25 protein-coding genes and 1 tRNA gene are annotated in these 23,489 nt (G+C 64.5%); 7 read left to right on the top strand and 19 right to left on the bottom strand.

Annotation, left to right across the window (positions count from 1 at the left end):
* Window positions 1-27 precede the first annotated feature (27 nt).
* A complete protein-coding gene (gene nodI, locus PEP31012_RS06040; RefSeq protein WP_150588421.1) occupies window positions 28-945 on the bottom strand; it encodes a nodulation factor ABC transporter ATP-binding protein NodI in 918 nt (305 codons plus the stop codon).
* A gap of 304 nt (window positions 946-1,249) precedes the next feature.
* Between nodI and rsmD the strand changes: the two genes are divergently transcribed.
* The 3 genes from rsmD to PEP31012_RS06025 all read left to right on the top strand — a co-directional run bounded on the left by rsmD (window position 1,250) and on the right by PEP31012_RS06025 (window position 2,715).
* The gene (gene rsmD / locus PEP31012_RS06035; RefSeq protein ID WP_150588420.1) at window positions 1,250-1,843 is read left to right on the top strand and encodes a 16S rRNA (guanine(966)-N(2))-methyltransferase RsmD; all 594 of its coding nucleotides are present in this window, start codon (window positions 1,250-1,252) and stop codon (window positions 1,841-1,843) included.
* A gap of 55 nt (window positions 1,844-1,898) precedes the next feature.
* On the top strand, window positions 1,899-2,393 hold the full coding sequence (gene coaD / locus PEP31012_RS06030; protein ID WP_150588419.1) for a pantetheine-phosphate adenylyltransferase: 495 nt from the start codon (window positions 1,899-1,901) through the stop codon (window positions 2,391-2,393).
* Between the two features lie 64 nt (window positions 2,394-2,457).
* Window positions 2,458-2,715, top strand: a complete 258-nt coding sequence (locus tag PEP31012_RS06025; RefSeq protein ID WP_150588418.1) for a YfhL family 4Fe-4S dicluster ferredoxin — start codon at window positions 2,458-2,460, stop codon at window positions 2,713-2,715.
* Between the two features lie 20 nt (window positions 2,716-2,735).
* Here PEP31012_RS06025 and pth read toward each other — a convergent pair whose 3' ends face one another.
* From pth to PEP31012_RS05990, 7 genes are all read right to left on the bottom strand, one after another.
* On the bottom strand, window positions 2,736-3,332 hold the full coding sequence (gene pth, locus PEP31012_RS06020; protein ID WP_150588417.1) for an aminoacyl-tRNA hydrolase: 597 nt from the start codon (window positions 3,330-3,332) through the stop codon (window positions 2,736-2,738).
* A gap of 123 nt (window positions 3,333-3,455) precedes the next feature.
* Window positions 3,456-4,076, bottom strand: coding sequence for a 50S ribosomal protein L25/general stress protein Ctc (locus PEP31012_RS06015; RefSeq protein WP_150588416.1), 621 nt, complete (start codon window positions 4,074-4,076; stop codon window positions 3,456-3,458).
* Window positions 4,077-4,230: 154 nt separating this feature from the next.
* A complete protein-coding gene (locus PEP31012_RS06010; RefSeq protein ID WP_150553858.1) occupies window positions 4,231-5,178 on the bottom strand; it encodes a ribose-phosphate pyrophosphokinase in 948 nt (315 codons plus the stop codon).
* A 49-nt stretch (window positions 5,179-5,227) separates the two neighbouring features.
* Window positions 5,228-5,304 (bottom strand) — tRNA-Gln (locus PEP31012_RS06005).
* Between the two features lie 53 nt (window positions 5,305-5,357).
* The gene (gene ispE, locus PEP31012_RS06000; RefSeq protein ID WP_150588415.1) at window positions 5,358-6,227 is read right to left on the bottom strand and encodes a 4-(cytidine 5'-diphospho)-2-C-methyl-D-erythritol kinase; all 870 of its coding nucleotides are present in this window, start codon (window positions 6,225-6,227) and stop codon (window positions 5,358-5,360) included.
* A gap of 286 nt (window positions 6,228-6,513) precedes the next feature.
* The gene (locus PEP31012_RS05995; RefSeq protein WP_246171160.1) at window positions 6,514-7,137 is read right to left on the bottom strand and encodes an outer membrane lipoprotein LolB; all 624 of its coding nucleotides are present in this window, start codon (window positions 7,135-7,137) and stop codon (window positions 6,514-6,516) included.
* A complete protein-coding gene (locus tag PEP31012_RS05990; RefSeq protein WP_150588414.1) occupies window positions 7,137-9,047 on the bottom strand; it encodes a tetratricopeptide repeat protein in 1,911 nt (636 codons plus the stop codon). The genes PEP31012_RS05995 and PEP31012_RS05990 overlap by 1 nt, the downstream gene beginning before the upstream one ends.
* A 79-nt stretch (window positions 9,048-9,126) precedes the next feature.
* Here PEP31012_RS05990 and mutM point away from each other — a divergent pair, with 79 nt between their 5' ends.
* Complete coding sequence (gene mutM / locus PEP31012_RS05985; protein WP_150588413.1) at window positions 9,127-9,957, top strand: bifunctional DNA-formamidopyrimidine glycosylase/DNA-(apurinic or apyrimidinic site) lyase; 831 nt, start codon at window positions 9,127-9,129, stop codon at window positions 9,955-9,957.
* 94 nt (window positions 9,958-10,051) lie between these two features.
* Window positions 10,052-11,224 (top strand): A/G-specific adenine glycosylase, encoded by a 1,173-nt coding sequence (gene mutY, locus PEP31012_RS05980; protein ID WP_150588412.1) that lies wholly within the window; start codon window positions 10,052-10,054, stop codon window positions 11,222-11,224.
* A gap of 57 nt (window positions 11,225-11,281) precedes the next feature.
* On the opposite strand, the gene rapZ is transcribed toward mutY, so the two are convergent.
* From rapZ to PEP31012_RS05925, 11 genes are all read right to left on the bottom strand, one after another.
* The gene (rapZ, locus tag PEP31012_RS05975) at window positions 11,282-12,157 is read right to left on the bottom strand and encodes an RNase adapter RapZ (RefSeq protein ID WP_150588411.1); all 876 of its coding nucleotides are present in this window, start codon (window positions 12,155-12,157) and stop codon (window positions 11,282-11,284) included.
* A 230-nt stretch (window positions 12,158-12,387) separates the two neighbouring features.
* Window positions 12,388-12,699 (bottom strand): PsiF family protein, encoded by a 312-nt coding sequence (locus PEP31012_RS05970; protein WP_150588410.1) that lies wholly within the window; start codon window positions 12,697-12,699, stop codon window positions 12,388-12,390.
* 158 nt (window positions 12,700-12,857) lie between these two features.
* Complete coding sequence (gene hprK, locus PEP31012_RS05965) at window positions 12,858-13,823, bottom strand: HPr(Ser) kinase/phosphatase (RefSeq protein ID WP_150588409.1); 966 nt, start codon at window positions 13,821-13,823, stop codon at window positions 12,858-12,860.
* Between the two features lie 95 nt (window positions 13,824-13,918).
* Window positions 13,919-14,374, bottom strand: a complete 456-nt coding sequence (gene ptsN, locus PEP31012_RS05960) for a PTS IIA-like nitrogen regulatory protein PtsN (RefSeq protein ID WP_150588408.1) — start codon at window positions 14,372-14,374, stop codon at window positions 13,919-13,921.
* 227 nt (window positions 14,375-14,601) lie between these two features.
* Window positions 14,602-14,955, bottom strand: a complete 354-nt coding sequence (gene hpf, locus PEP31012_RS05955) for a ribosome hibernation-promoting factor, HPF/YfiA family (RefSeq protein ID WP_017232648.1) — start codon at window positions 14,953-14,955, stop codon at window positions 14,602-14,604.
* A gap of 142 nt (window positions 14,956-15,097) precedes the next feature.
* Window positions 15,098-16,585 carry an RNA polymerase factor sigma-54 gene (locus PEP31012_RS05950; protein WP_150588407.1) on the bottom strand — a complete coding sequence of 496 codons (1,488 nt, stop codon included), beginning with the start codon at window positions 16,583-16,585 and terminating at the stop codon, window positions 15,098-15,100.
* A 94-nt stretch (window positions 16,586-16,679) separates the two neighbouring features.
* Window positions 16,680-17,450, bottom strand: a complete 771-nt coding sequence (lptB, locus tag PEP31012_RS05945) for an LPS export ABC transporter ATP-binding protein (protein WP_174978160.1) — start codon at window positions 17,448-17,450, stop codon at window positions 16,680-16,682.
* A gap of 25 nt (window positions 17,451-17,475) precedes the next feature.
* Complete coding sequence (gene lptA / locus PEP31012_RS05940) at window positions 17,476-18,174, bottom strand: lipopolysaccharide transport periplasmic protein LptA (RefSeq protein WP_150588406.1); 699 nt, start codon at window positions 18,172-18,174, stop codon at window positions 17,476-17,478.
* Complete coding sequence (gene lptC / locus PEP31012_RS05935; protein WP_150588405.1) at window positions 18,171-18,830, bottom strand: LPS export ABC transporter periplasmic protein LptC; 660 nt, start codon at window positions 18,828-18,830, stop codon at window positions 18,171-18,173. The genes lptA and lptC overlap by 4 nt, the downstream gene beginning before the upstream one ends.
* Before the next feature lie 23 nt (window positions 18,831-18,853).
* Window positions 18,854-19,339 carry a KdsC family phosphatase gene (locus PEP31012_RS05930; RefSeq protein WP_150588817.1) on the bottom strand — a complete coding sequence of 162 codons (486 nt, stop codon included), beginning with the start codon at window positions 19,337-19,339 and terminating at the stop codon, window positions 18,854-18,856.
* A 125-nt stretch (window positions 19,340-19,464) separates the two neighbouring features.
* The gene (locus PEP31012_RS05925; RefSeq protein ID WP_150588404.1) at window positions 19,465-20,445 is read right to left on the bottom strand and encodes a KpsF/GutQ family sugar-phosphate isomerase; all 981 of its coding nucleotides are present in this window, start codon (window positions 20,443-20,445) and stop codon (window positions 19,465-19,467) included.
* A 215-nt stretch (window positions 20,446-20,660) separates the two neighbouring features.
* Between PEP31012_RS05925 and PEP31012_RS05920 the strand changes: the two genes are divergently transcribed.
* On the top strand, window positions 20,661-22,643 hold the full coding sequence (locus tag PEP31012_RS05920; RefSeq protein ID WP_150588403.1) for a monovalent cation:proton antiporter family protein: 1,983 nt from the start codon (window positions 20,661-20,663) through the stop codon (window positions 22,641-22,643).
* A gap of 230 nt (window positions 22,644-22,873) precedes the next feature.
* Window positions 22,874-23,425 carry an adenine phosphoribosyltransferase gene (locus PEP31012_RS05915; RefSeq protein ID WP_150562280.1) on the top strand — a complete coding sequence of 184 codons (552 nt, stop codon included), beginning with the start codon at window positions 22,874-22,876 and terminating at the stop codon, window positions 23,423-23,425.
* Window positions 23,426-23,489: the final 64 nt, after the last annotated feature.

Below are 23,489 nucleotides of genomic sequence, written 5' to 3'. Positions count from 1 at the left end.
GGCATGTCGGCGGGGTGACGATCGTGCTCAGTCATCGCGCATCTCCCGTCCGGTGAGCTTGAGGAAGACGTCCTCCAGGTTGGCACGCCGATGCAGATAGCGAACGCCGGGCTGATCCTGCAGCGCGGCGACGACCGGGCCAGCGTCGCGTACATAGCAGAAGTGGGTCTCGCCGCTGGTCTCGATGCGCTCGGCCAACGGGGCCAGTCGTGCGAGCAGCGCTTGCGGCACGTCGCCGAACACCTCCACGACGTCGCAGCCGATTTCGCGGGCGACGAGTTCGGGGGGCGTGCCTTCGGCGATCTTGCGCCCGGCATCGATCACGCACAGGCGATGGCACAGCCGCTCGGCTTCCTCCATGAAGTGCGTCGTAAGCAGGATCGTCTTGCCCTCGTTCATCAGCGACTTGAGCCGTTCCCAGATCAGGTGCCGTGCTTGCGGATCGAGGCCCGTGGTGGGCTCGTCGAGCACCAGCACGTCGGGATTGTTGATGAGGGCGCGAGCGAGCGTGAGGCGTCGTTTCATACCGCCCGAGAGTTGGCTGACCCGGGCATCGGCCTTGGACTCCAGTCGCGCGAACGCGAGCAGGGCGGGCACGCGTTCCCGGACGTCGGCAGAGGAGAGTCCGAAATAGCGCCCGAAGACGGCGAGATTCTCGCGCACGGTGAAGTCGGGGTCGAGATTGTCGAACTGCGGCACGACACCGACCCGGCGTCGCGCCTGAGGCGCCTGTCTCGGGACCGGCAGGCCGCCGAGACGGATCTCGCCGCTGTCGGGCGTGACCAGACCCAGCAACATGCGCAGCGTGGTGGTCTTGCCGGCCCCATTGGGCCCCAGCAAGCCGAAGCACTCACCCGGCGCGACCCGCAGCGAGAGATGATCGACCACGGGACGGCCGTCATAGGCCTTGCACAGCTCAATTACCTCGATGGCGGCTTCGGTCATGACGAATCGAGCGGTCTCCTGTTGTCCCCCGGCCGGGGTAGCCGGGCGCGTCATCGTTGCCACACCTGCGCCGAGACGCACGCTCACCGGTCGGCATCGGCGCATTGCCGCGCGCGGCGTGTACCCTCATGTGCCATCGGTTGCGCTGAGGGGGCAGGTCTCGCGGGCGATGTGGTATGTTTCGCCTCAACAATGTAGCGTGAATTGTCATGATTTTGGATGCCTGGCGTGCGCAGCGGCGCGCGCAAACTCATTTTTGCCTGGACAACGGTGTATCCGGCAAGGCCGTGCCGCGGGGACCGCTATGAAGTCCGGTCCGGGAAACGTGGCGCGCGGCGCGCCGCAACAGGTGCGCATCATCGGCGGCCAGTGGAAGCGCACGCCGCTGCCGGTGCCGCCGGGCGACGGCCTGCGGCCTACGCCCGACCGCGTGCGGGAAACCCTGTTCAACTGGCTCGGTCAGGATCTGAACGGCATGCAGTGCCTCGATGCGTTCGCGGGCAGCGGCGCGCTGGGATTCGAGGCGGCCTCGCGTGGCGCCGCCCGGGTCCTGATGCTCGAGCACGCCGCGCCGGCCGTTCGGCAACTGCGAGCCAATCAAGCCAAACTCGGGGCCAGCCAGATCGAGATCGTGCAGGCCGACACCAGGCGCCTGATAACCACACTCTCGCCTGGGGCTTTCGATGTGGTGTTTCTCGATCCGCCGTTTGCGAGTGGCTGGTTGAACGACTTGCTGGCGCCTGCCGCCCGGCTGCTCGCCCCTGGCGGGGTGATCTACGCCGAATCGGACATAGCGCTCGAGGACGACGCGCTGGCGGCGCTCGACCTCGTATGCGTGCGCCGGGCGAAAGCCGGGGCCGTGCATTATCATTTGCTTGAATCGATTCCGAAAACCTAGAGACCATAATGAACAAGTACGCAGCATCGGTCCCCAGCCGCGAGGAGACGTTGGCATGGTAGTGGCGATTTATCCGGGGACGTTCGATCCGTTGACCCGAGGACACGAAGATCTGGTCCGCCGTGCGGCCGGGATTTTCGACAAGCTCGTCGTCGGCGTGGCGGACAGCCGCAACAAGAAGCCGTTCTTCACGCTGGAAGAGCGCATCGACATCGCACGTGAAGTGCTGGGCCACTATCCGAACGTCAGCGTGGAAGGGTTTTCCGGTCTGCTCAAGGACTTCGTGCGCAAGCACCAGGCCCGTGTGATCGTGCGCGGCCTGCGTGCCGTGTCCGACTTCGAGTACGAGTTCCAGATGGCGGGGATGAACCGCTATCTATTGCCCGATGTGGAAACGATGTTCATGACGCCGTCCGACCAGTACCAGTTCATCTCGGGCACGATCGTGCGCGAGATCGCGCAACTGGGCGGCGATGTCAGCAAGTTTGTGTTTCCTTCCGTCGAAAAATGGCTGATGACGAAAGTCGGCAGCCTGCCGACGAACGGATGAGTATCGCGCACGCCGGTCCGGCCCTGGCGGCTGGCCGGCGTTCCGATACGGCTGGAGGTGCCGTATGGCCTTGATGATTACCGATGAATGCATCAATTGCGACGTGTGCGAGCCGGAGTGCCCGAACGACGCGATTTCGATGGGGGTCGAGATCTACGAGATCGATCCGAACAAGTGCACCGAGTGCGTGGGGCACTTCGATGAACCGCAGTGCGTGCAGGTGTGTCCGGTGGAGTGCATTCCCATCAACCCCGAACACGTCGAGACGCCCGAGCAACTACGCGAGAAGTACACCCACCTGCAAGCGACCAAGACCGCCTGAGCGGCGCGCCAACCGCGCATTCACTTTGCCGGCGTGGCGTGCAGGCGCATCATCGCTTTTTCCATCTCGCCCTTGACGACCTGATCGACGATATCGAGCGAGCGCGACATCGCGTCGTCGATCTGCGCCTGCTCTTCCTTGCGCGGCGGCTTGAGCACGAAGTCCACGACTTGCTGCTGGCTGCCCGTGGGCTGGAGCGTGCGCGGGTGGCCGATGCCCAGGCGCAAGCGCCAGAATTCGGGCGTCGTCAGATGCGCCGCAATATCCTTCAGACCGTTGTGACCGCCGCTGCCGCCGCCGCGCTTGAGTTTCACGGTGCCGGGCAGCAGATCGAGCTCGTCGTGCACGACGAGAATTTCATCCGGCAGGATCTTGTAGAAGCGTGCGAGCGCCACGACCGACTGCCCTGAGCGGTTCATGAAGGTCTGCGGCTCGAGCAGCCAGACTTCGTGGCCGGCAATGCGCGTGCGTGCCGCAAAGCCGTGGAAGTGCTTCTGGTTCGTGAGCGACGCACCGCATTGCTGCGCCAGCGCGTCGACGAACCAGAAGCCGGCATTGTGCCGCGTCGCGGTATATTCGGCGCCCGGATTGCCGAGCCCTACGATCAGCTTGATCATTTCGGTATCACAATCTTGGCGCGCGCCGTATCGGCCTGCGCGCCGCCATAAAAAAACCCGCCGGACATGACGTCGCGGCGGGTCTTGCGTCCAGCGTCGCCGCTGAAGGCTAACGCGCGGGCCTTAGGCGGCCGGCGTTGCGCCTTCGGCAGCCGGGGCAGCCGCTTCGTCAGCAGCAGCACCTGCCGGTTGGACCGCTTGCGCGACCACCGGGTTTTCTTGCTCGACGTGCAGCGTGAGCGTCACGCCGGCGGGCAGCTTGACGTCCTTGGCGTGCACCGTCTTGCCGGCTTCCAGCTTCGACAGGTCGACTTCCAGGAATTCCGGCAGCTTGCCCGGCAGGCAGCTCACGTCGAGTTCGTTCACGGTGTGGCTGATCACGTTCGAGGCCAGCTTCACGGCCGGGGCGTTCTCAGCGCCCAGGAAGTGCAGGGGCACCTTCACGTGGATCGGCTTGTTCGGGTCGACACGTTGGAAATCCACGTGCAGCACCAGTTGCTTGAACGGGTGGTACTGCACATCGCGCAGCAGCACTTGTTCGGTCTTGCCGGCGACTTCCAGCTCGAGAATCGACGAGTGGAACGCTTCCTTGCGCAGGGCGTGCCACAGCGCATTGTGATCGAGTTCGATCATCTTCGGATCAACGTTTCCACCGTACACGATGCCCGCGGTCTTACCGGCATTGCGCAGGCGGCGGCTCGCACCCGTACCTTGCAGATTACGCTCAAAAGCGACGACTTTCATAACAACTCCTTGGACTGCCCGCGACCAGGCAGCGATAACTTCCCGAATGCCATGCAAAAAACATCGGCTTCAGGAACGACAAAGGCGGGGAGACGCTCCCCGCCGACATAACAACGGCGCCACACAGGCGCCGTCGCAAAACTTTACCGAACGCTTATTCCGCGAACAGCGACATCACCGAGTCGCCACGACGGATGCGCGAGAACGTCTCGGCGAGCAGATTGGCGCAACTCAACTGGCGAATCTTGCCGCCCTTCGAATCGTCGCGCAGCGGGATCGTGTCCGTCACGACCACTTCGTCGAGTTCCGACGCGTTGATGCGGGCCGCGGCACCACCGGAGAGCACCGGGTGTGTGCAGTAGGCATAGACCTTCTGCGCGCCACGTTCCTTCAGCACTTGTGCGGCCTTGCACAGCGTACCGGCGGTGTCGACCATGTCGTCCATGATGACGCAGGTGCGGCCTTCGACTTCACCGATGATGTTCATCACTTCGGCCACATTGGCCTTCGGACGACGCTTGTCGATGATGGCCAGATCGCAATGCAGTTGCTTTGCCAGGGCACGCGCACGCACCACGCCGCCAACGTCCGGCGACACCACCAGCAGGTTTTCGTGGTTCTGCGCGCGCACATCGGCCAGCAGCAGCGGCGAAGCGTAGATGTTGTCGACCGGAATATCGAAGAAGCCCTGAATCTGGTCGGCGTGCAGGTCCATCGTGATGATGCGCTCGACGCCTGCGATTTGCAGCATGTTGGCCACGACCTTCGCCGAGATCGCCACGCGCGCCGAACGGGGGCGGCGATCTTGACGGGCATAGCCGAAATACGGGATGGCAGCGGTGATCCGGCCGGCGGATGCGCGCTTGAGCGCATCGACCATGATCATCAGTTCCATCAGATTATCGTTGGTCGGCGCGCACGTCGACTGGAGGACGAATACGTCCTTGCCGCGCACGTTTTCCTGGATTTCGACCTGGATCTCACCGTCCGAGAACCGGCTCGCCATGGCCTTGCCGAGGGGGATGCCAAGAGTGTCGACGACCGCTTGGGCCAGGGCGGGATTGGCGTTCCCGGTGAATACCATTAGGTTATCACTACTCATCTGGCTACCTGCGGAACGTTTGAATGCTGAGACTGCACGACAGAGAAATTGGCAGGGGAGGAAGGACTCGAACCCTCGTATGCCGGAATCAAAATCCGGTGCCTTAACCAACTTGGCGACTCCCCTACACTAACCGATGCCCTTGCTGCGTCGTAGGAAACGCAGCAAAGTAAAACCTTTCACGCGAAGGCGAACAGCGGGTGTTCGGCCAGACTGGAGGTCACTTGACCCAGCCAGTGTTCTGGCAATCGCTGGTATGCAGCTTCCGCATCTGCCTTTGTGTCGAATGCCGCAAACACACTGGCGCCGGATCCTGTCATACGTGCAGTGGTGAAGGTTCTGAACCAGTCAATCACTGCAGCGACTTCCGCGTATTCTCGAGTGACCGCCGCTTGCATGTCGTTACGGAAAATTTCATCCGTCCCTAACACGTTTTTGTTGGCGTGCTCAAGAAAGAACGCCATTGTGACGATCTTCGAATCCCTTGTCAACAGGGGATCGCGAAATATTTTGTCGGTCGCCACGTGTACACGCGGATTGACCACGAGGAAGTGGTGCTGCGGCAAATCCACGGCGTGCAATGCCTCACCCAGTCCCTCGGCAAACGCATTGCGACCGAACACGAAAAACGGCACGTCGGCACCGAGCGTCAGGGCGAGCGCCTGGAGTTCCGCGCGCGGCAGATCGAGCTGCCACATACGATTGAGCGCGAGCAGCGTCGTCGCGGCATCGGAGCTGCCCCCACCGATACCGCCACCGGCCGGCAGCCGCTTCTCGATGGCAATCTCGACGCCGAAGCGCACACCGCAATGCGCCTGCAGGAGGCGGGCGGCCCGCACCGTCAGATCCGTCTCCGGCGGCACGCCCGGCAGCGGGTTGGTGTGCACGATGCGACCATCGTCGCGACGCGCGAAATGCAGCGTATCGGCCCAGTCGATCAGTTGGAATGCGGTCTGCAGCTCGTGATAGCCGTTCGGCCGGCGTCCCACGATGTGCAGGAACAGGTTCAGCTTGGCCGGAGCCGGGCAATCACGCAGGATTTCGTACATGGCGATGCAAAACGATGGCTGGCGAACGCCGTCGCGGCAACGTCGCAACGGCGGTGTCTGGAGGTGCGGAGGTTTCCCCCCGCGCAAATCGATCCCTTCCGGATCGCCCTTCGCTCATGGCGTGCGTGGCATCGTGGGGCGCGACGCACACCGGATCGGGCGGCGCCAAGCATAGCACCGTCGCGACGCGGGCGTCCGGGGGAGCGCGGGTGTTGCCGATACGACAGCGGCGCCCAACCAACGAGGCACGAGGTGCGCACGTTGCGTCGCCCGGCCTGTGACCCCCTTATTCGTCGATTACGAGCCGCACGGCCAGCGGCGAGCCACCGAGTTCGCGCGACAGGTCGATGCGCTTGACTCGCAGCGGCGCGCCGTCGAAAAAGGCCTGGTAGTCGATCGTCCACCCGTCCTGCTTCAATTGCGTCGGACGTTGTGTCTGGGGGTCTCGCTCGATACTCGCCTGCGATCCCGGGGCGCCCTGCATGCGCAACCAGTAGCGCAGACCGCCCACCGGCAGCGCGAAGCCCAGTGCGTCGTGCATGACATCTTCGAGACGCGGGCCGCTCAACGGCGCCTTGCCGGGCAATTCGAGCGACGCACGGCGCGGATTCTCGCGCACGATCGCCTGGGTTTGTCCGAGAGGGTCGAGCAACTGGACGGTCGCGTTGTCGCCATTCTGCTGCCAGTCGAAATTGCCGTAGGTATTGCGCGTCTCGCCGTTCTGTTCGTAACGCACGGCGAAGCGGCCACGGTAGTGTTCGATGCTGGCGCCGGCGGCAGATGTGACAGGCGCAGGCGGTGCGAGGCTCGCGCACCCAGTGACGAGTGCCGCTGCCGAGCAGGCCAACGCCAGCGTTAGCGTGCGGGCCGAACGCGACGCCCCCCGCGAAAACCGAGACATCATCGGCATTACGGCGTCACGTTGTAGCGTTTCATCGTCGCGCGCAGCGTGTCGTCGTCGCCGTCGACCTTGAAGGCCTCGCGCCAGGTCTTGCGCGCCTCGTCCTGCTGGCCCGATTCCCACAGCACTTCGCCCAGATGCGCACCGATCTCCGCCTGCGCCTGAATGCCATAGGCACGACGCAGCAGTTCGAGCGCCTTCGCCTTGTCGCCGAGACGATATTTCACCCAACCCAGGCTGTCCATGATGTACGGATCTTCCGGGGCGAGCGATGACGCCTTTTGCAGCAACTTGAGCGCTTCGGGCAGACGCGTGTTTCGCACGGTCAGCGAGTAGCCGAGTGCGTTATAAGCCTGCGCGTTTTCGGGCTGCGACGCCATGACACGACGCATGGTTTTTTCCATGATGTCGTAGTGCTTGTTCAGTTCGGCGACCATGCCGTACTGATACAGCAGGTCCGGATCGTCGGGATTGGTCTTGACCTCGGCGGCGAGCAGCTTCTCCGCTTCGCCGTAGCGCTTCGCCTTGACGAGCAGGTCCGACTCGGCGCGCTTGAGCGCGAGTTGTTCACGCGGATCGTTCGTCTTGATGCCGTGCAGCAGCGCGCGACCTTCGTCGACCTTGCCCTGATCGGCGAGCAACTGCGCGCGGCCGATCTGCGCGGGCAGATAGGCGTTGCTGTCTTCGCGAATCTTCGAGAGCCATTTGTCGGCGGCGGGGTAATCCTTGCGGTCCTGCGCGATCTGCGCGAGATAGACATACGCCTGCGCGCCGTCGGTGTTCTGTTGCTCGGCTTCCGACGCGTACTTCTGCAGATATTGTTCGGCCTGCCCCGGATGTTTGGCGTGCAGGTTGAGCAGCGCGAGCGCCATGAGCGTCGAGAGTTCGTGCGGGTAACGCTTTTCCAGCGTTTCGAACTGCTGCTGTGCCGCGTCAAGCTGGTTGTCGGCGAGCAGGAGCTTGGCGTAGGCGAAGCGCGCTTCCTTGGCGTTCGGATTGCGATCGAGGAACGTCTTCAGTCCGGCGATGGCGCTGCTGCGTTCCTGCGGCCCCATCTGCCCGTAGAGCAGTGCGGCGGCCTCGTAATCGGGCTTGAGACTGAGTGCCTTTTCGAGCGACGCGCGGGCGCCGGCGGTGTCGCCGGCATCGAGTTGCGAGCGGGCGATGGCCAGTTGCGCCTCGGGGCGTTGCATGTCGTTCGCCAGCATCCGCTTGAGCGACTCAATGCCCGTGGCGCGCTCAGGACTGCGCGCAATCATCTGTTGCAGCTCGAGAATGGCTTGACCGCGACGCGCTTCCGGCACCTTGTTCAACTCGTCGACGAGCAGCGGTTCGGCTTCGGCCAGATGACCGGTGCCGACGTCGAGGCTCGCGAGCAACTGCGAGGCGGGACGCCAGGTCGGATCGAGTTCATGCCACAGTCGGGCGGCGATGAGTGCGTCGCCAAGCTGGCGGGCGCCAAGGGCGATCTCGACCGCGCGGCGGGCCATGCGCGGGTCCTTCGTGCGATTGGCCAGCGCGACGTAAGTGTTGAAGGCCGGCGCCAGATTGCCCTGCTGCAGGCTCAGTTCGGCGGCCATGACCTCGAACACGATTTCGCTGGTCAGCGCGACGTTCGGAAGCTTTTCGCGCGGGGTGTTCTCGCCGGTCGGTACGGCCTCGCTGCCGAAGTCGGCGGCCGCGCCGCTCGCCACCGCTGGCGCGCTTGCCGGGGCCGCCTGGGCGAGAGGTCCGGCCTGGGCGAACGCATTCGACGATGGCAGGAATGCCATGATGGCGCTCGCGCAGGTCACGCCAAGCGCCGTCGCGCCGGCCCACGCCCCGCGTGCCAAGGCGCCGCGCAGGCGCAAAACCACGGGTGCCACGGTGAGCGCCGTGCGGGTCGCGGCGGGGATGGACTGGAATCGGGTGTTCGGCATAGGGATCCACGGCAGGTTTCGAGCGATTGTAGCGCGCCCGATACAATAGAGTCTAAATCCTCAGCAAACGTTCGCAGGCATGCCTGAACTCCCAGAAGTCGAAGTCACCCGCCGCGGGATTGCGCCGCACGTGGCGGGCGAGCGCGTCGCGCGTGTCGATGTGCGCAACGCCTCGTTGCGCTGGCCGGTGCCCGACGGCCTCGACACGCTCCTGCGCGGCGAAACGCTCGTCGGCGTGACCCGTCGCGGCAAGTATCTGCTGCTGGAATACGCCCCGGGCTGGCTGCTCGTGCATCTGGGCATGACCGGTACATTGCGCGTCCTGCCCGAGCCGCAGGCGCTGCCCAGCGCCGGCGTGCACGACCACATCGATCTCGTGTTCGAGCGATGCGCGCTGCGCTATCGCGATCCGCGCCGCTTCGGTGCGGTGCTGTTCCATCCGCGCTCGGCGGGCGACGTGCTGGCGCATCCGCTGCTTGCCAGTCTCGGCGTCGAGCCCCTGACGGACGACTTCGACGGCGAGCGGCTTTACGCCGGCACCCGCGGGCGGACCGTCGCCATCAAGCAAGCGCTGCTCGCGGGCAGCATCGTGGTCGGGGTGGGCAATATCTATGCGTCCGAGAGCCTGTTCCGCGCCGGCATCTCGCCGCGTCTGCCGGCGGGCAAACTGTCTCGGCCTCGCGCGGAAAAGCTCGCCCAGGCGATCAAGGACGTGCTTGCCGCGGCCATCGAGAAGGGCGGCAGCACGTTGCGCGACTTCGTCGGCAGCGATGGCAATCGCGGGTATTTCCAGCAGGAGTATTTCGTCTACGATCGTGCCGGGCAACCTTGTCGGGTGTGCGGCACCCCCATTCGGCAAATCGTGCAAGGGCAGCGCTCGACGTTCTTCTGCCCGCATTGTCAGAAATAACGCATGCGGCGATGACAGATCCTGCGGCTGAACGGCGAGTTGCCCCCGCCCGCGCCCGGTCGGCCATCGCACACGACGCCCCCCAAATAAACCTATGAACCATTCCCCGAACGATTTCACTGCCGGCTCGCTGGCCGGCACTTTTGCCGAGCGTCTGATTGCCTGGCAGGCCGAACACGGCCGTCACGACCTGCCGTGGCAGAACACGCGCGATGCCTACCGCATCTGGCTCTCCGAGATCATGTTGCAGCAGACGCAGGTCGCCACGGTGATTCCGTACTACACGCGATTTCTCGAGCGATTCCCAGACGTCGCCGCGTTGGCGGGGGCTGCGCAGGATGATGTGATGGCCCTCTGGAGCGGCTTGGGTTACTACTCTCGCGCGCGCAATCTGCATCGTTGCGCACAGGTCGTGGTGGCCGAGCACGGCGGCCGTTTTCCGTCCGACCCCGAGGCGCTGGCCTCGCTGCCGGGCATTGGCCGCTCGACGGCCGCGGCGATTGCGGCGTTCGCCTACGATGCGCACGCCGCGATTCTCGATGGCAACGTCAAGCGGGTGCTCGCGCGGGTGTTCGGCATCGAGGGGTTTCCGGGCACGCCGAAGATCGAGCGTGAGATGTGGACGCTGGCTGAGACGTTATTGCCCGAGCGCGACTTACCGGCTTACACCCAGGGGATGATGGATCTGGGCGCAACGCTGTGTGGTCGGGGCAAGCCGCGTTGCGGCGAGTGTCCGTTCGACAGCGATTGCGTCGCCCATGCCACGGGACGCGAGCGCACCTTGCCGACATCCAAGCCCAAGAAGGCGCAGCCGGAGCGTTATGTCGATGTCCTGGTGATTGGCGCGGGCGAGCGCGTGCTGTTCGAGCGACGTCCGGACAGCGGCATCTGGGGCGGGTTGTGGAGCCTGCCGGAGCTGACGCCGCCGACCGACGCGCCCGACGCGGACGATGCGGCGCTGCGTGCGCGCCTGAGCGCCCATGCCGCGGCGCTCGGTGCAGAAGAGGGGACGGTGCAGTCGCTCGAACCACTGCAGGGGCTCACGCACGTCTTCACGCACTTCCGGCTGCACTTGCGGCCGTGGCAGGTGACGTTGGCCACACCAGGCGAGACTCGCACGTCTGCGTCGCCATCGAACGGCGCTCGCCATGCGTGGCTGGACGCCGCGGGGGTTGCCGCCGCCGGCCTGCCGTCACCGATCCGCAAGATTACCGATGCCTTGTCCATTGGCTCACCGAACGACGGCCAACTTTCCTTGCCAACCTGATCTCATCGACCTCAACTCGTCGGCCAGACCTCGTTGACCTGACCTCGTCGGCTTGAATCAGCTCGTCGACTCCAGCGGGGCGAGTTCGCGATGTCGCACCAGCACACCGGCTTCGGCGCGAAAACGCCGGCCCAGCGTTTCGGCGATGAACACGGAGCGGTGCTGGCCGCCCGTGCAGCCGATCGCCACCGTCAGATAGCTGCGGTTGTCGCGCATATAGCTCGGCAGCCACTTCTGCAGATAGGCGCCGATGTCGTTGATCATCTCGTCGACTTCGGGGATGGCCGACAGAAAATCGATCACCGGTTGGTCGCGGCCGGTCAGCGGGCGTAGCACCGCGTCGTAATACGGATTGGGCAGCGAGCGCACGTCGAAGACGAGATCGGCGTCGAGCGGCACACCGTGCTTGAAACCGAACGACTCGAACATCAGCGTGAGTCCGGTGTGATCATGCTGGACGAACTCGCGAATCCAGCGGCGCAGCGCACTCGCGCGCAAATTGCTGGTGTCGATCTGGTGGCCGAGTTCGGTCACGCTGTTCAGCATTTCGCGCTCTTTCTCGATGGCCTCGACGAGCGAGCCATTCGCCGAGACCGTATCGTCGCCCGCCACGGAAAGGGGGTGGCGGCGGCGTGTCTCCGAGAACCGCTGTACCAGGGTTTGGGTGGTGGCGTTGAGGAACAGCGCACGGACATCATGACCAAAGCGGCGCAGACCGCCGATGATCGGTGGAAGATCGGCGAGCGAGCCGCCGCTGCGTGCGTCGATGGCGACGGCGAGGCGTGTGTAGTTCTGTGTTTCGAGATATTCGGCGAGTTCAGGCAGAAAGCGCGACGGCAGATTGTCGACGCAGTAGTAACCCGCATCCTCGAGGACGTTCAGGGCGAGCGATTTGCCGGAACCCGAAACGCCGGTAATCAGTACGATCTTCATGAGATTCCCCGGATACAACGATCATGGTAAGCGATTGTGTCGTATGGGTGTCGAGCCGCCAAAAACAAGAACGTTCCGTGTGTTTTTGCTCCATTCGCAAGACGCATGCGTGACAAACGACGACGGCGCCCGCAAGGGGCGCCGTTGGGGGAGGCGTGTAGGCATCGAATCGCCTATCCATCAACCCGCTTAACCGCCGGAACGTCGGCGGGCGAGAGACGGCAAGACGCTTACTTGTTCGACAGGCACGACTTCATGAAGGCCTTGCGCTCCTCGCCCTTCTTGCCGCTGGCCTGGGCATTGCAGGTCTTCATCTTTTCCTGCTGGGTCGGCTTGGCGGCGGGCTTGTTCGACAGGCATTCCTTCATGAAGGCCTTGCGCTCGTCGCCCTTCTTGCTGCCGGCTTGCGCATTGCAGGCCCCCATCTTGCTCTGCTGGGAATTGGCAGCCTTGGCCGCGGGTGCGGGGGCGGCCGTCTGGGCAAACACGGGCGATGCGAGCAGCGGGGATACCAGAAGCCATGCAGCAAGTGCTTTTTTCATGATCGTCTCTCCATAAGGTCGACACGCACGGGGTTGGACCGCGTGGCGATTACAACATGAAAGAAAACGCGCCGCAATCGCGTGGCGTTGACAGAAAGACGCAAAAATCGCGGTAAACCCGGGGCATTCGTCCGGAGACTGCCTTGCCCCCCGGGGGCTCAGAGCAGCCGGTTCTGCATGCCGTCGGGATCCTGCATGGCCTGGCGCTGGCGTTCCATGAAGTCCTTGAGCGTGTCGATACCACGCAGTTGCAGGATCGTGTTGCGCACGGCGGCTTCGACCAGCACGGCGAGGTTTCGCCCGGCGGCCACTTGCAAAATCACCTTGTTGATGGGCAGGCCCAGCACGTCCACCGTCTGCGCTTCGAGCGGCAGCCGCTGGAATTCGCCATCGGGGCGGCGCACCAACTGAACGATCAGCTTGAGCTTCATTTTCCGGCGCACGGCCGTCTCACCGAAGATCGTCTTGATGTCGAGCAATCCCAGGCCGCGCACCTCCAGCAGGTTTTGCAGCAGCGGTGGGCAGCGACCCTCGACAAAATCGGGTCCGAGGCGCACGAAATCGACGGCGTCGTCCGCCACCAGCCCGTGACCGCGGCTGATCAGTTCCAGGCCGAGTTCGCTCTTGCCGAGGCCGGAATCGCCGGTGAGCAGCACCCCCATGCCCAGAATGTCGAGAAATACGCCGTGCATCGTGCATCGCGGAGCGAACACGCGCGAAATGTACATGCGCAGGCTGTCGATGACCGCCGCCGTCGACATCGGCGTGGTGAACAGCGGTGTCGAGGACCGGGTACAGCGCAGCACCAGATCGGGCGGGGCTTCGAGACCATCGGCTACCACGAGAAACGGTGGCTCGAGCGCGATGACTTCGCCCATGTGACGCTTGCGGTTTTCGTCCGTCAGGCGCTGGTAGTAGCGCAGTTCGGCCTCGCCGAGAACCTGGATCCGGTTCGGGTGAATGAGATTCAAGTGCCCCACGAGGTCGGCACTGGAGGTGGCCGTCGCCACGCTCTCGGGCGTGAAGCCGCGCTCCCACCCCTCGTGGCCGGTCAGCCACGACAAACGCAGCGTGGCGGCGTTGTCGTCGAAAATGCTTTGCGCGTTGATGCCGGTCAGTTCCACCGCGTCGCCTCGTTCGGTTGGGGTTGGGAGCTACGGAGTTCGTCCAGCGTCGCGGCGCGCACCCGGTGGCCGGGATAGCCGCGCTTGGCGCCGGCTCAGGGTTGCCAGTTCTCGAGGGCGGTGTGGATATCGTCCGCGCTCGGCGCGTTGGCCAATGTCTCGCGCATCGAGCGATCCGAGAGCAGCTGTGCGATTTCGGACAAAATCTCGAGATGCTGCTGCGTGGCCTGCTCTGGCACCAACAGGAAGAACAGCAGGGATACCGGCTGCGCGTCGGGGGCCTCGAACGGAATCGGATCGTCCAGCCGCACGAAGGCTGCCATCGGATGCTTGAGGCCCTTGATGCGCCCGTGCGGAATGGCAACACCTTCACCGAGTCCGGTCGAGCCAAGACGCTCGCGTGCGAACAGATTGTCGGTGACGAGCGCGCGCGACAGGCCGGCATTGTTCTCGAAGAGAAGCCCGGCTTGCTCGAAGACGCGCTTCTTGCTGGTGACAGACAGTCCAAGCAGGATGTTGGACGCAGGTAAGAGTTTGACTAAACGGTTCATCTTGTAATGCGGGCGAACGCTTGGTCGCCCTCCAGCCCCCCGGTTGACCTCGCATTATAGACCACCCGTCGTCGCGCTCCCGGTGATGCTCGGGTGCATACAAAAGGGGCCGTTCAACGGCCCCGCGGTGGGTGATGCCAGACTTACGACAGACGCAGATGCGCTCGTGTGGTGCTGCGCGAATTGCCGTCGGTCTCAGTCGATGCGGCTACCATGCCCAGGCAGACTCATTGCAGCGGTTCCGCCTCGGGAGGTTCCTGGTGTTTGAGGGCCTCGCGGCCATGATCCTGAACCTTGTCCTTGTATTGCATAACCTTGCGGTCGAGCATGTCGATCAGCTTGTCGATGGCGGCATACATATTCTCGTCACACTTCTCGACGAAAATCTCCTTGCCCTTGAGATACACGGTGACGCTTGCGATCTGGCGTCCGGTCTTCTCCTTGGTCTTGTCGACAGATAGGATCACCTCGGCACCGATGAGCTGGTCAAAATGGCGCAACACGCGTTCGAGCTTGTTGACCACGAATTCGCGCAGCGACGGCGTGAGTTCGAGATGATGTCCACTGATCTTCAGATTCATAGCTGCTCTCCTTGCTGAAATGCCGAAGTGCAGGCCGCGTCACGAGCAACGCTGGCTAGCGGGAGTGCGAGCCATTGACGTGACGCAATGTCGCACTGCGGCGTAATGCCCCAGCGAGCCAAGATGGCACACCAGGACCGTCCTACAAAGATTTGCGCAAGTTCACTGCGGGAATTCGCATGGCTTCGCGGTATTTCGCGACGGTGCGTCGCGCTACCACGAACCCTTGCTCTGCCAGCAGCTCCGCGATACGGCTGTCGGAAAGGGGGCTCTGCGGATCTTCTGCTCCTATGAGTTGCTTGATGAGTGCGCGGATGGCGGTCGATGAGGCGGCGCCCCCGGCTTCCGTGGCCACGTGTGAACCAAAGAAGTACTTCAGCTCGAAGGTTCCAAATGGAGTGAGCATGTACTTACTGGTTGTCACCCGTGAAATCGTGGATTCATGTAAACCCAGCGTATCAGCAATCTCGCGTAAAACCAAGGGCCGCATGCCGATTTCGCCGTGCGTGAAGAAGTTCTTCTGGCGCTCGACGATGGCCTGCGACACGCGCAGGATCGTGTCGAAGCGCTGCTGGATGTTCTTGATGAGCCAGCGGGCTTCCTGAAGCTGCTGCTGCAGGTTGCCGGTGCCCGGCGCGTTGCGGTTGTTGCGAAGGATGCGCGCGTACATTTCGTTGATGCGCAGGCGCGGCATGACTTCCGGATTGAGTTCGGCGGTCCAGCCGCCGCCCTGCTTGCGCACGAGCACGTCGGGGATGACGTAATCGGCCTGCGGCGTGCCGTACGCGGCCCCCGGGAACGGGTCGAGCGAGCGAATCAGCTGATGGGCGGCGCGCAGGCTGTCCTCGCTCACGCCCAGCAGGCGGCGCAGGCGCGTGTAATCGCGCGCGGCGAGCAGTTCCAGGTGATCGGAGACGATGCGCAGCGAGAGCGTTCGCACGCTGCTGGCCGGCAGCCGCTGCAACTGCAAGCGCAGGCATTCGGACGGACTGCGCGCGCCCACCCCCGCCGGGTCGAAGCTTTGCAGCAGCGCGAGCGCGGCATTGATCTCTTCGGTCTCGAGCGCCAGCTCCTCGGGCATTTCCGCCTGAATTTCATCGAGCAGGGAGCCCAGGTAGCCGTCTTCGTCGAGCGATTCGATCAGGAACTCGACCAGCGCGCGGTCGCGCGGGCTGGCCTTGGTCAGGCGCAACTGGGCCAGCAGGTGTTCGCGAAGATTGGGGTGATCGACGTGCAGTTGCGGCCGCCCGTTGTCGTCGTCGTCCGACGCACTGCCCGAGCGGGCGAAGTCGTTCAGGCTCCAGTCGTTGCCGCTGTCCTGTGCGTTGTCGTCGAAGCGGGTTTCGCCGTCGAGTTCGCGGGCGTCGTCGTGGCCGTTGGCGGACTCTGGTGCGTCGTTGGTGTTGCTGCCCGAGGCACTCCGCTCATTGCGCAGCGATCCGTCCGTGCCCACTCGGATCGTGCCGGCGAGCCAATCGTCCTCGCGCTCGAGCATCGGGTTCTGGGTGAGGGCGTGCTCGACTTCCTGCTGGAGTTCGAGCGTCGACAGTTGCAGCAACCGGATGGATTGCTGCAACTGCGGCGTGAGGGTCAGGTGCTGCGAGGTGCGAAGTTGAAGAGTCGGTTTCATAGCGTGTCTCGCCTTCATTGTAGAGGCTTTGTTACGCCAGCGGAACCGGCCCGGCCCCCTATCGGAGGCAGGGTTTACATGCGAAAAATTTGCTTTACATCCGGAAATTTTCGCCCAGATACACGCGCCGGACGCTTTCGTCGGCCACGATCTGGTCAGGCGTGCCGGCGGCGAGCACCGAGCCTTCGCTGATGATGTAGGCGTGATCGCAGATGCCCAGCGTCTCGCGTACGTTGTGGTCGGTAATCAGGACACCGATGCCACGATCTTTCAGAAAACGCACGATGCGCTGAATTTCCAGCACGGCAATCGGATCGACGCCTGCGAACGGTTCGTCCAGCAAAATGAAGCGCGGTTGCGTGGCCAGCGCGCGGGCGATTTCCACGCGGCGGCGTTCTCCGCCCGAGAGCGACATCGCGGGGTTCTCGCGCAGATGGCTCACCTGCAGCTCGTCGAGCAGCGCTTCGATGCGGCGGTCGATCTCGTCGCGCTTGAGCGGCTTGCCTTGCGCGTCGAGCTGCAATTCGAGCACGGCGCGGATGTTGTCTTCGACCGTGAGCTTGCGAAAGACCGACGCTTCCTGCGGCAGATACGAAACCCCCATGCGGGCGCGTTCGTGAATCGGCAGTTCGCTGATCACGTTGCCGTCGAGCTGGATTTCACCGTCGTCGGCGGGCACGAGGCCCACGATCATGTAAAACGATGTCGTTTTGCCCGCGCCGTTGGGGCCGAGCAGACCCACGACTTCGCCGCTTTTCACGTCGAGCGAGACGTCCTTGACGACAGTACGGGCGCCGTATTGTTTCTTGAGCGAGCGCACCACGAGCGCACTCGGCTTGCCCGAGGGACCGGCGCCCTGATGGATCGTCGAGGCGTTGCTGTTCACAGGATTACTCACGCGGATTCCCAATGCTTTTGGAGGGCGACAGCGGCGGCAGGTCGCCCTTGGGCGCCGCGGCCGGCTTGCTCGTGCCGCCCGCGCTCGCCTGATTCGCGCCGGTGGCGTTGCGCGGGGCGAGCGTGGCACGCACGCGGCCGTTCGGATTGTTGGCGTTGACCTGATCGGCGCCGCTGTTGGCCGTGTAGACCTCGTTGTACGTGTCGTACGTGATCACGCTGCCGTGAATCTCGTCGAGCACCTTCGTGCCGCCGGCCAGGCGCTTGAGCGTGGCCTGTGTGGTGAGCGTGGCGACTTCGGTCTTGCCGTTGTAGTAGATCGTCTGGCCCCAGCCGTCGATGTATTCGTCCAGGCCGTCGCGTTTCTGGCGCATATAGGCGAGCGGGCCGCCCGGCTTATAGTAGGCCGTGGCGTACTGATAGCCCTCCGGATCCTGAGTCACTTCGACGCGGTCGGCCTTGAGGAGAATCGTCCCCTTGGTCATCGTCACGTTGCCGGTGAAGATGTTGACCTGCTTGAGGTCGTCGTAGCTCATGTGATCCGACTCGATATTGAGCGGTTTGTCGCGGTCGGCGCGTTCGGCATGAGCGAGCGGCGACGCGAGCGCACCGAGCACGGCGACGGCGGTCGCCAGTGAACGAAGGGTACGCAGCGACAGAGAAACGGGGCGCGGTTGGCGGCGATCGGTCATGGGGTCTTGGGGCCCGGTTTGGTCTGGGGTGGCGCGCTCGGCGCGGCGGCCGGTGCCGGGCGATTGCCGCCCAGTTCCGCCGGCTGGATCGTGCCGTGAACATTGCCGAGCAATTGTACGGCGCGTGAGATGTTATTGAAAATCATGCCATCGCCGTACATCACGGACGAACCGCGGAAAAGCTGGACCGGCAATTCCGTGCGCACGATGTCCTCGTTCACGAGGACCTGGAAGTGCTCGGACAGCGCGCGCATTTGCGGATCGCGCGGTCCGGCCTGACGCACCACGACGGCGTTGTCGTACAAATCGACGACGGACATGTCGGCATTGAGCGTGCCGCGCTTGCCGGTGGCCGTCACTTCCGGTTGATCTGGCGTGAACGCGCGCACGGCGGGCATGGTCATGGCCGTGGTCTGATCGTCCTCGTAATGCGTCATATGCACGGCATTGACGCGGTATTGCGTGAGGCCGGTCGCCGACAGCGTGGAGATCACCATGTCGTCGGCGAAGTAATCGGGGATGTGCTGCTTCACATACGGCGCGCGATCGGCGTCTGACGGCAACGTGCGTTGCACGAGCCAGTACGTGCCGGCGGCCAGGCCGGCCAGCACGACGACAGCGATCAGGGAAGCGGGTGAGAGGCGTTGCGTGGCCATGGCGGATCGGCTTCCTCGACGCGTCAGGCGAGGGCGTCGGCGAGCAGGGCGTCGTAACGCCCCTGGGCACGCAGGATGAAATCGCACAGCTCGCGCACGGCGCCTTCGCCGCCGCGTGTGGCCGCAATCCAGTGGCAGCGCGCCTTCACTTCGGCGTGGGCATTGGCCGGGCAGGCCGCGAAGCCAACACGGCTCAGGATGGGCAAATCGGGCCAGTCGTCGCCGATATGTCCGCAAACCTCGCTCGTCGCGGACACCTTGGCGCACAGGTCTTCGAACGCGGCGCGCTTGTCCTGCACGCCCTGATAGACGTGCGCGACACGAAGATCGGCCGCACGCTTGGCGACGATCTCGGACTGACGGCCGGTGATGATGGCCGTGACGATACCGACTTCGGCGAGCAGCTTCAGGCCGTGGCCGTCGAGCGAATCGAAGGTTTTGATGACTTCGCCGGCCGGGCCGTAGCGCAGGCCGCCGTCGGTCAGAACGCCGTCGACGTCGAACACCATGACACGCAGGCGAGCGGCGCGCGCAGCAGCGTCGGTCGCGTCGGTTGCGATAGTCGCGGCAGTCGCGTCGGGCGGGGCGGAATGGGTGGGTTGGGCGAGACTGGGCTGATTCATGGGCAAGCGGCTCACACGACCTTGGCGGCGAACAGGTCGTGCACGTTGAGCGCGCCGACGAGGCGGTCGTTCTCGGTCACGAGCAATTGCGTGATGCCGAAACGTTCCATCAGTTCGGCGGCTTCGGCGGCGAGTTGATCGGGGCCGATGCTGCGCGGGCCGGCCTTCATGACGTCGGCCAGCGTGAGCGTGGTGAAATCGAGCGTGCGCTTGAACAGACGGCGCAAGTCACCGTCGGTAAAGATGCCCACGACGCGGTCGTCGGCATCGACGATGGCCGTCATGCCCAGGCCCTTGGCGGTCATTTCGAGCAGGGCATCGGACAGGCTGGCGTCGGCACGCACGCGCGGAACACGTTCGTCGGTGCGCATGACATCGCGCACGAACGTGAGCAGACGGCGGCCGAGCGCGCCGCCCGGATGCGAGCGGGCGAAGTCCTCGGCGCCGAAGCCACGCGCGTCGAGCAGCGTGACCGCGAGCGCATCGCCCAGGGCGAGGGCGGCGGTGGTGCTGGCGGTCGGGGCGAGGCCCAGCGGGCAAGCTTCGCGGTCGACGTGCGCGTCGAGGTGCACGTCAGACAGGCGGCCCAGGCTGGAGGCGGCGTTGCCGGTCATGGCGATGAGCTTCGCGCCGATGCGCTTTATCATCGGCAGAATGCTCACGAGTTCTCCCGTCTCGCCGGAGTTGGACAGGGCGACGACGACATCGTCGGTCGTGATCATGCCCAGGTCCCCGTGGCTGGCTTCGGCAGGGTGAACGAAGAAGGCGGGCGTGCCGGTGCTGGCGAACGTGGCGGCCAGTTTGCGGCCGATGTGGCCCGATTTGCCCATGCCGGTGACGACCACGCGCCCGCGACAGGCGAGCAACAGCGAGATCGCTTCGAAGAAGCTGTCGTCGAGGTGCGCGGAGACGCGTTCGATGGCGTCGGCTTCCGTGCGCAACACCTCCCGGGCGACCTCGAGTGCCCGGCCTGGATTGATTTTCGCTATCATGCGCGAAGTATATCAAAACGCACGCGGCGCCGAGGACAGCCGCGCCAGGCTTGGACCTGCGCTGATCAGGGCCGCTCAGGAAGCGGCCTCTCGCTTCGTCGAATTCCGCCGCACGGAGGTCATCTGGCACGGCACTTGCATAGCCAGCACCGTGTTCCCTCCGGCCCCTTATCATCAGATTCAGTCGGATTCACTCAGGAAATCGATCTTAGCCGATGGCGTCCCCGCTCGAACTCACTCTCGTCCTGCTGTTTGCCGCCTGCGTCGGGGTGGTGCTGTTCCGCATGCTCCATCTGCCGCCGATGCTCGGCTACCTGAGCGTGGGCATCGTAATCGGCCCGCATGCCATCGGGCTGGCCGCCGATACGCAACGCGTGCAATACCTTGCGGAGTTCGGCGTCGTCTTCCTGATGTTCTCCATCGGCATCGAATTCTCGCTGCCCAAGCTCAGAAGCATGCGCCGCGTGGTGCTGGGGCTGGGCGTGTCCCAGGTCATGGGAACGTTGCTCGTGGCCGTGGGGCTGGGGGCACTCGTCAACCTCTTCTGGTCGTTCTCTTGGCAAGCCTCGGTGGCCCTGGGCGGTGCGCTGGCCATGTCGTCGACGGCCATCGTCACCAAGATGCTCGCGGAGCGGCTCGAACTCGAGACGGAGCATGGCCGCAACATCATGGGGGTGCTGCTGTTCCAGGATCTGGCGGTCGTGCCGTTGCTGATCGTGATCTCCGCACTGGGCGGCAATCCGAAGGCGCTGATGCTGGCGTTGTCGCTCGCAGCGCTCAAGATCACGGGCGCACTCGCGCTGCTGCTGTGGATCGGCCAGAAGCTGGTCGGACGGTGGTTCCACATCGTGGCAGCGCGGCGCTCGCAAGAGTTGTTCATGCTCAACCTGCTGCTGCTCACGCTGGGGCTGGCCTATGTCACCGAGCACCTGGGCCTGTCGATGGCGCTTGGCGCCTTCATTGCCGGCATGCTGATCGCCGAGACGCCGTTTCGCCATCAGGTGGAGGACGACATCAAGCCCTTTCGCGACGTACTGCTGGGGCTGTTCTTCATCACGACCGGCATGTTGCTCGATCCGTCGATCGTGATGCAGCAGCCGCTGCTCGTGCTGCTGTTTTTCGTCGGTCCGCTGGTCGTCAAATTCACGCTCATCGCGGGGCTCGCGCGCCTGTTCGGCAGCGCGCCGGGCACGGCGATCCGCACGGGCCTGGGTCTCGCGCAGGCGGGCGAGTTTGGCTTCGTGCTGCTCAATCTGGTGATCGACCGGCACCTGCTCGACGCTTTGCTCTCGCAGGCCGTGCTCGCGGGCATGCTGCTCTCGATGCTGTGCGCGCCGTTTCTCATCATCAACGCCGACCGTATCGCGCTGCGCTTCGTCGCCAACGAATGGATGATGCAGTCGTTGCAGATGACCAAGATCGCCACGCAGAGCATCAAGACGTCGGGCCACGTCATCATCTGCGGCTACGGCCGATGCGGCCAGAATCTGGCGCGCATGCTCGAACAGGAGGGCATCGGCTATGTGGCACTCGATCTCGACCCCGATCGGGTGATGGCGGCGGCCAGCTCCGGCGAGACCGTCGTCTTCGGCGACGCGGCGCGGCGCGAAGCGCTGATCGCCGCAGGGATTCACCGCGCCGCCGGTATCGTGGTGACGTACGACAGTACCCCGGCGGCGCTGAAGGTGCTGGCGCAGGTACAGGCGCTGGAGCCGACCTTGCCGGTGGTGGTGCGCACGGTCGACGACACGCACATGGACGAACTGATTGCTGCTGGCGCGACCGAAGTCGTGCCCGAGATCGTGGAGGGCAGCCTGATGCTGGCGTCGCATGCGCTGGTGCTCATGGGTGTGCCGATGCGCCGCGTGCTGCGCCGGGTGGCGCAGGCGCGCAACGAGCGCTACAGCCTGCTGCGCGGCTACTTCCACGGCCTCGACGACGAGGACGATGGTGGCGAGCGCGAGCAGGTGCGTCTGCAATCGGTGCCGCTCAGCCTCCATTCGGATGCGGTTGGGCGCACCCTTGGCGAGCTTCGGCTCGACAAGCTCGGCGTGACCGTCACGGCCATTCGCCGGCATGGCATTCGCGGTGTCGAGCCGGTGTCGGAGACGCGTCTGATGGCCGAGGACATCGTGGTGCTGCGCGGCTTGCCCGACAAGCTGGTCGCGGCCGAGGCGCGCCTGCTCGGCCGCGAATAGACGACCACTAGCCGACGGCCAGACTGCGAAGCGGGCGTGCTGCCGGGCTGTGCTGCCGGGGTGTGCTGCCGGGGCGTGCTGCCGGGGCGCGCTGCTGGGGCGTGCTGTCGGGACGTGCTGCCCGGGCGTACGTCGTGCGCCGGGCGGCGCCGCCCGCTCGGTCGCGGGGCGGCGGGCGATTTTTGGCATAATGTGGCGTGTTTCCCCTCAGTATTCCAAGAAGGATCCCCGTGCAGATCGACGAGTCCCCTGCCGCCTATATCAAGAGCCAGATTCGCACCGTGCCGGACTGGCCTGCGCCGGGCGTGCAGTTTCGCGACATCACCCCGTTGCTCAAGAACCCGCGCACCTTGCGGGTGCTCATCGATGTGTTCGTGCACCGCTACATGACGCAGCGTCCCGATTACATCGCGGGTCTCGACGCGCGCGGCTTCATTCTCGGTTCGATCCTCGCCTATGAATTGAACATCGGCTTCATCCCCATTCGGAAGAAGGGCAAGCTGCCGTATCAGACGGTCGCGGAGGAGTACGAACTGGAATACGGCAGTGCGACGGTCGAGATCCATGCCGATGCCTGCGGCCCGGGCGACCGCGTGCTGCTCATCGACGATCTGGTCGCCACGGGCGGCACGATGCTCGCCGGCAAGAAGCTGCTCGAGCGCCTGGGAGCGACCGTCATCGAAGGGGCGGCCATCGTCGACCTGCCGGAGCTGGGCGGCTCGCGTCTGATTCGCGAGGCCGGATTGCCGCTCTTCCTGCTGTGCTCATTCGAAGGCCACTGAACACTGAACCCGATGACCTGAGCGGGCGCGTTGGCGTCGCTCCATCGCTGTCTTCTCTCTCATC

This window comes from Pandoraea eparura (assembly GCF_902459725.1).
Taxonomy (GTDB): domain Bacteria; phylum Pseudomonadota; class Gammaproteobacteria; order Burkholderiales; family Burkholderiaceae; genus Pandoraea; species Pandoraea eparura.
Note: the sequence above shows the minus strand (reverse complement) of the source record. Positions and strands in the feature narration are given on the sequence as shown.

Excerpts from the sequence above, each read along its gene's own strand:
- rapZ (WP_150588411.1), bottom strand. The coding sequence starts at position 12,157 with ATGAAGATCGTACTGATTACCGGCGTTTCGGGTTCCGGCAAATCGCTC.
- coaD (WP_150588419.1), top strand. The coding sequence starts at position 1,899 with ATGGTAGTGGCGATTTATCCGGGGACGTTCGATCCGTTGACCCGAGGA.
- nodI (WP_150588421.1), bottom strand. The coding sequence starts at position 945 with ATGACCGAAGCCGCCATCGAGGTAATTGAGCTGTGCAAGGCCTATGAC.
- lptC (WP_150588405.1), bottom strand. The coding sequence starts at position 18,830 with ATGGCCACGCAACGCCTCTCACCCGCTTCCCTGATCGCTGTCGTCGTG.
- mutM (WP_150588413.1), top strand. The coding sequence starts at position 9,127 with ATGCCTGAACTCCCAGAAGTCGAAGTCACCCGCCGCGGGATTGCGCCG.
- PEP31012_RS06025 (WP_150588418.1), top strand. The coding sequence starts at position 2,458 with ATGGCCTTGATGATTACCGATGAATGCATCAATTGCGACGTGTGCGAG.
- PEP31012_RS05970 (WP_150588410.1), bottom strand. The coding sequence starts at position 12,699 with ATGAAAAAAGCACTTGCTGCATGGCTTCTGGTATCCCCGCTGCTCGCA.
- PEP31012_RS05925 (WP_150588404.1), bottom strand. The coding sequence starts at position 20,445 with ATGATAGCGAAAATCAATCCAGGCCGGGCACTCGAGGTCGCCCGGGAG.
- PEP31012_RS06010 (WP_150553858.1), bottom strand. The coding sequence starts at position 5,178 with ATGAGTAGTGATAACCTAATGGTATTCACCGGGAACGCCAATCCCGCC.
- ptsN (WP_150588408.1), bottom strand. The coding sequence starts at position 14,374 with ATGAACCGTTTAGTCAAACTCTTACCTGCGTCCAACATCCTGCTTGGA.
- PEP31012_RS05950 (WP_150588407.1), bottom strand. The coding sequence starts at position 16,585 with ATGAAACCGACTCTTCAACTTCGCACCTCGCAGCACCTGACCCTCACG.
- mutY (WP_150588412.1), top strand. The coding sequence starts at position 10,052 with ATGAACCATTCCCCGAACGATTTCACTGCCGGCTCGCTGGCCGGCACT.
- PEP31012_RS05990 (WP_150588414.1), bottom strand. The coding sequence starts at position 9,047 with ATGCCGAACACCCGATTCCAGTCCATCCCCGCCGCGACCCGCACGGCG.
- PEP31012_RS06015 (WP_150588416.1), bottom strand. The coding sequence starts at position 4,076 with ATGAAAGTCGTCGCTTTTGAGCGTAATCTGCAAGGTACGGGTGCGAGC.
- rsmD (WP_150588420.1), top strand. The coding sequence starts at position 1,250 with ATGAAGTCCGGTCCGGGAAACGTGGCGCGCGGCGCGCCGCAACAGGTG.
- PEP31012_RS05920 (WP_150588403.1), top strand. The coding sequence starts at position 20,661 with ATGGCGTCCCCGCTCGAACTCACTCTCGTCCTGCTGTTTGCCGCCTGC.
- pth (WP_150588417.1), bottom strand. The coding sequence starts at position 3,332 with ATGATCAAGCTGATCGTAGGGCTCGGCAATCCGGGCGCCGAATATACC.
- PEP31012_RS05930 (WP_150588817.1), bottom strand. The coding sequence starts at position 19,339 with ATGGTGTTCGACGTCGACGGCGTTCTGACCGACGGCGGCCTGCGCTAC.
- lptA (WP_150588406.1), bottom strand. The coding sequence starts at position 18,174 with ATGACCGATCGCCGCCAACCGCGCCCCGTTTCTCTGTCGCTGCGTACC.
- hpf (WP_017232648.1), bottom strand. The coding sequence starts at position 14,955 with ATGAATCTGAAGATCAGTGGACATCATCTCGAACTCACGCCGTCGCTG.
- PEP31012_RS05995 (WP_246171160.1), bottom strand. The coding sequence starts at position 7,137 with ATGCCGATGATGTCTCGGTTTTCGCGGGGGGCGTCGCGTTCGGCCCGC.
- ispE (WP_150588415.1), bottom strand. The coding sequence starts at position 6,227 with ATGTACGAAATCCTGCGTGATTGCCCGGCTCCGGCCAAGCTGAACCTG.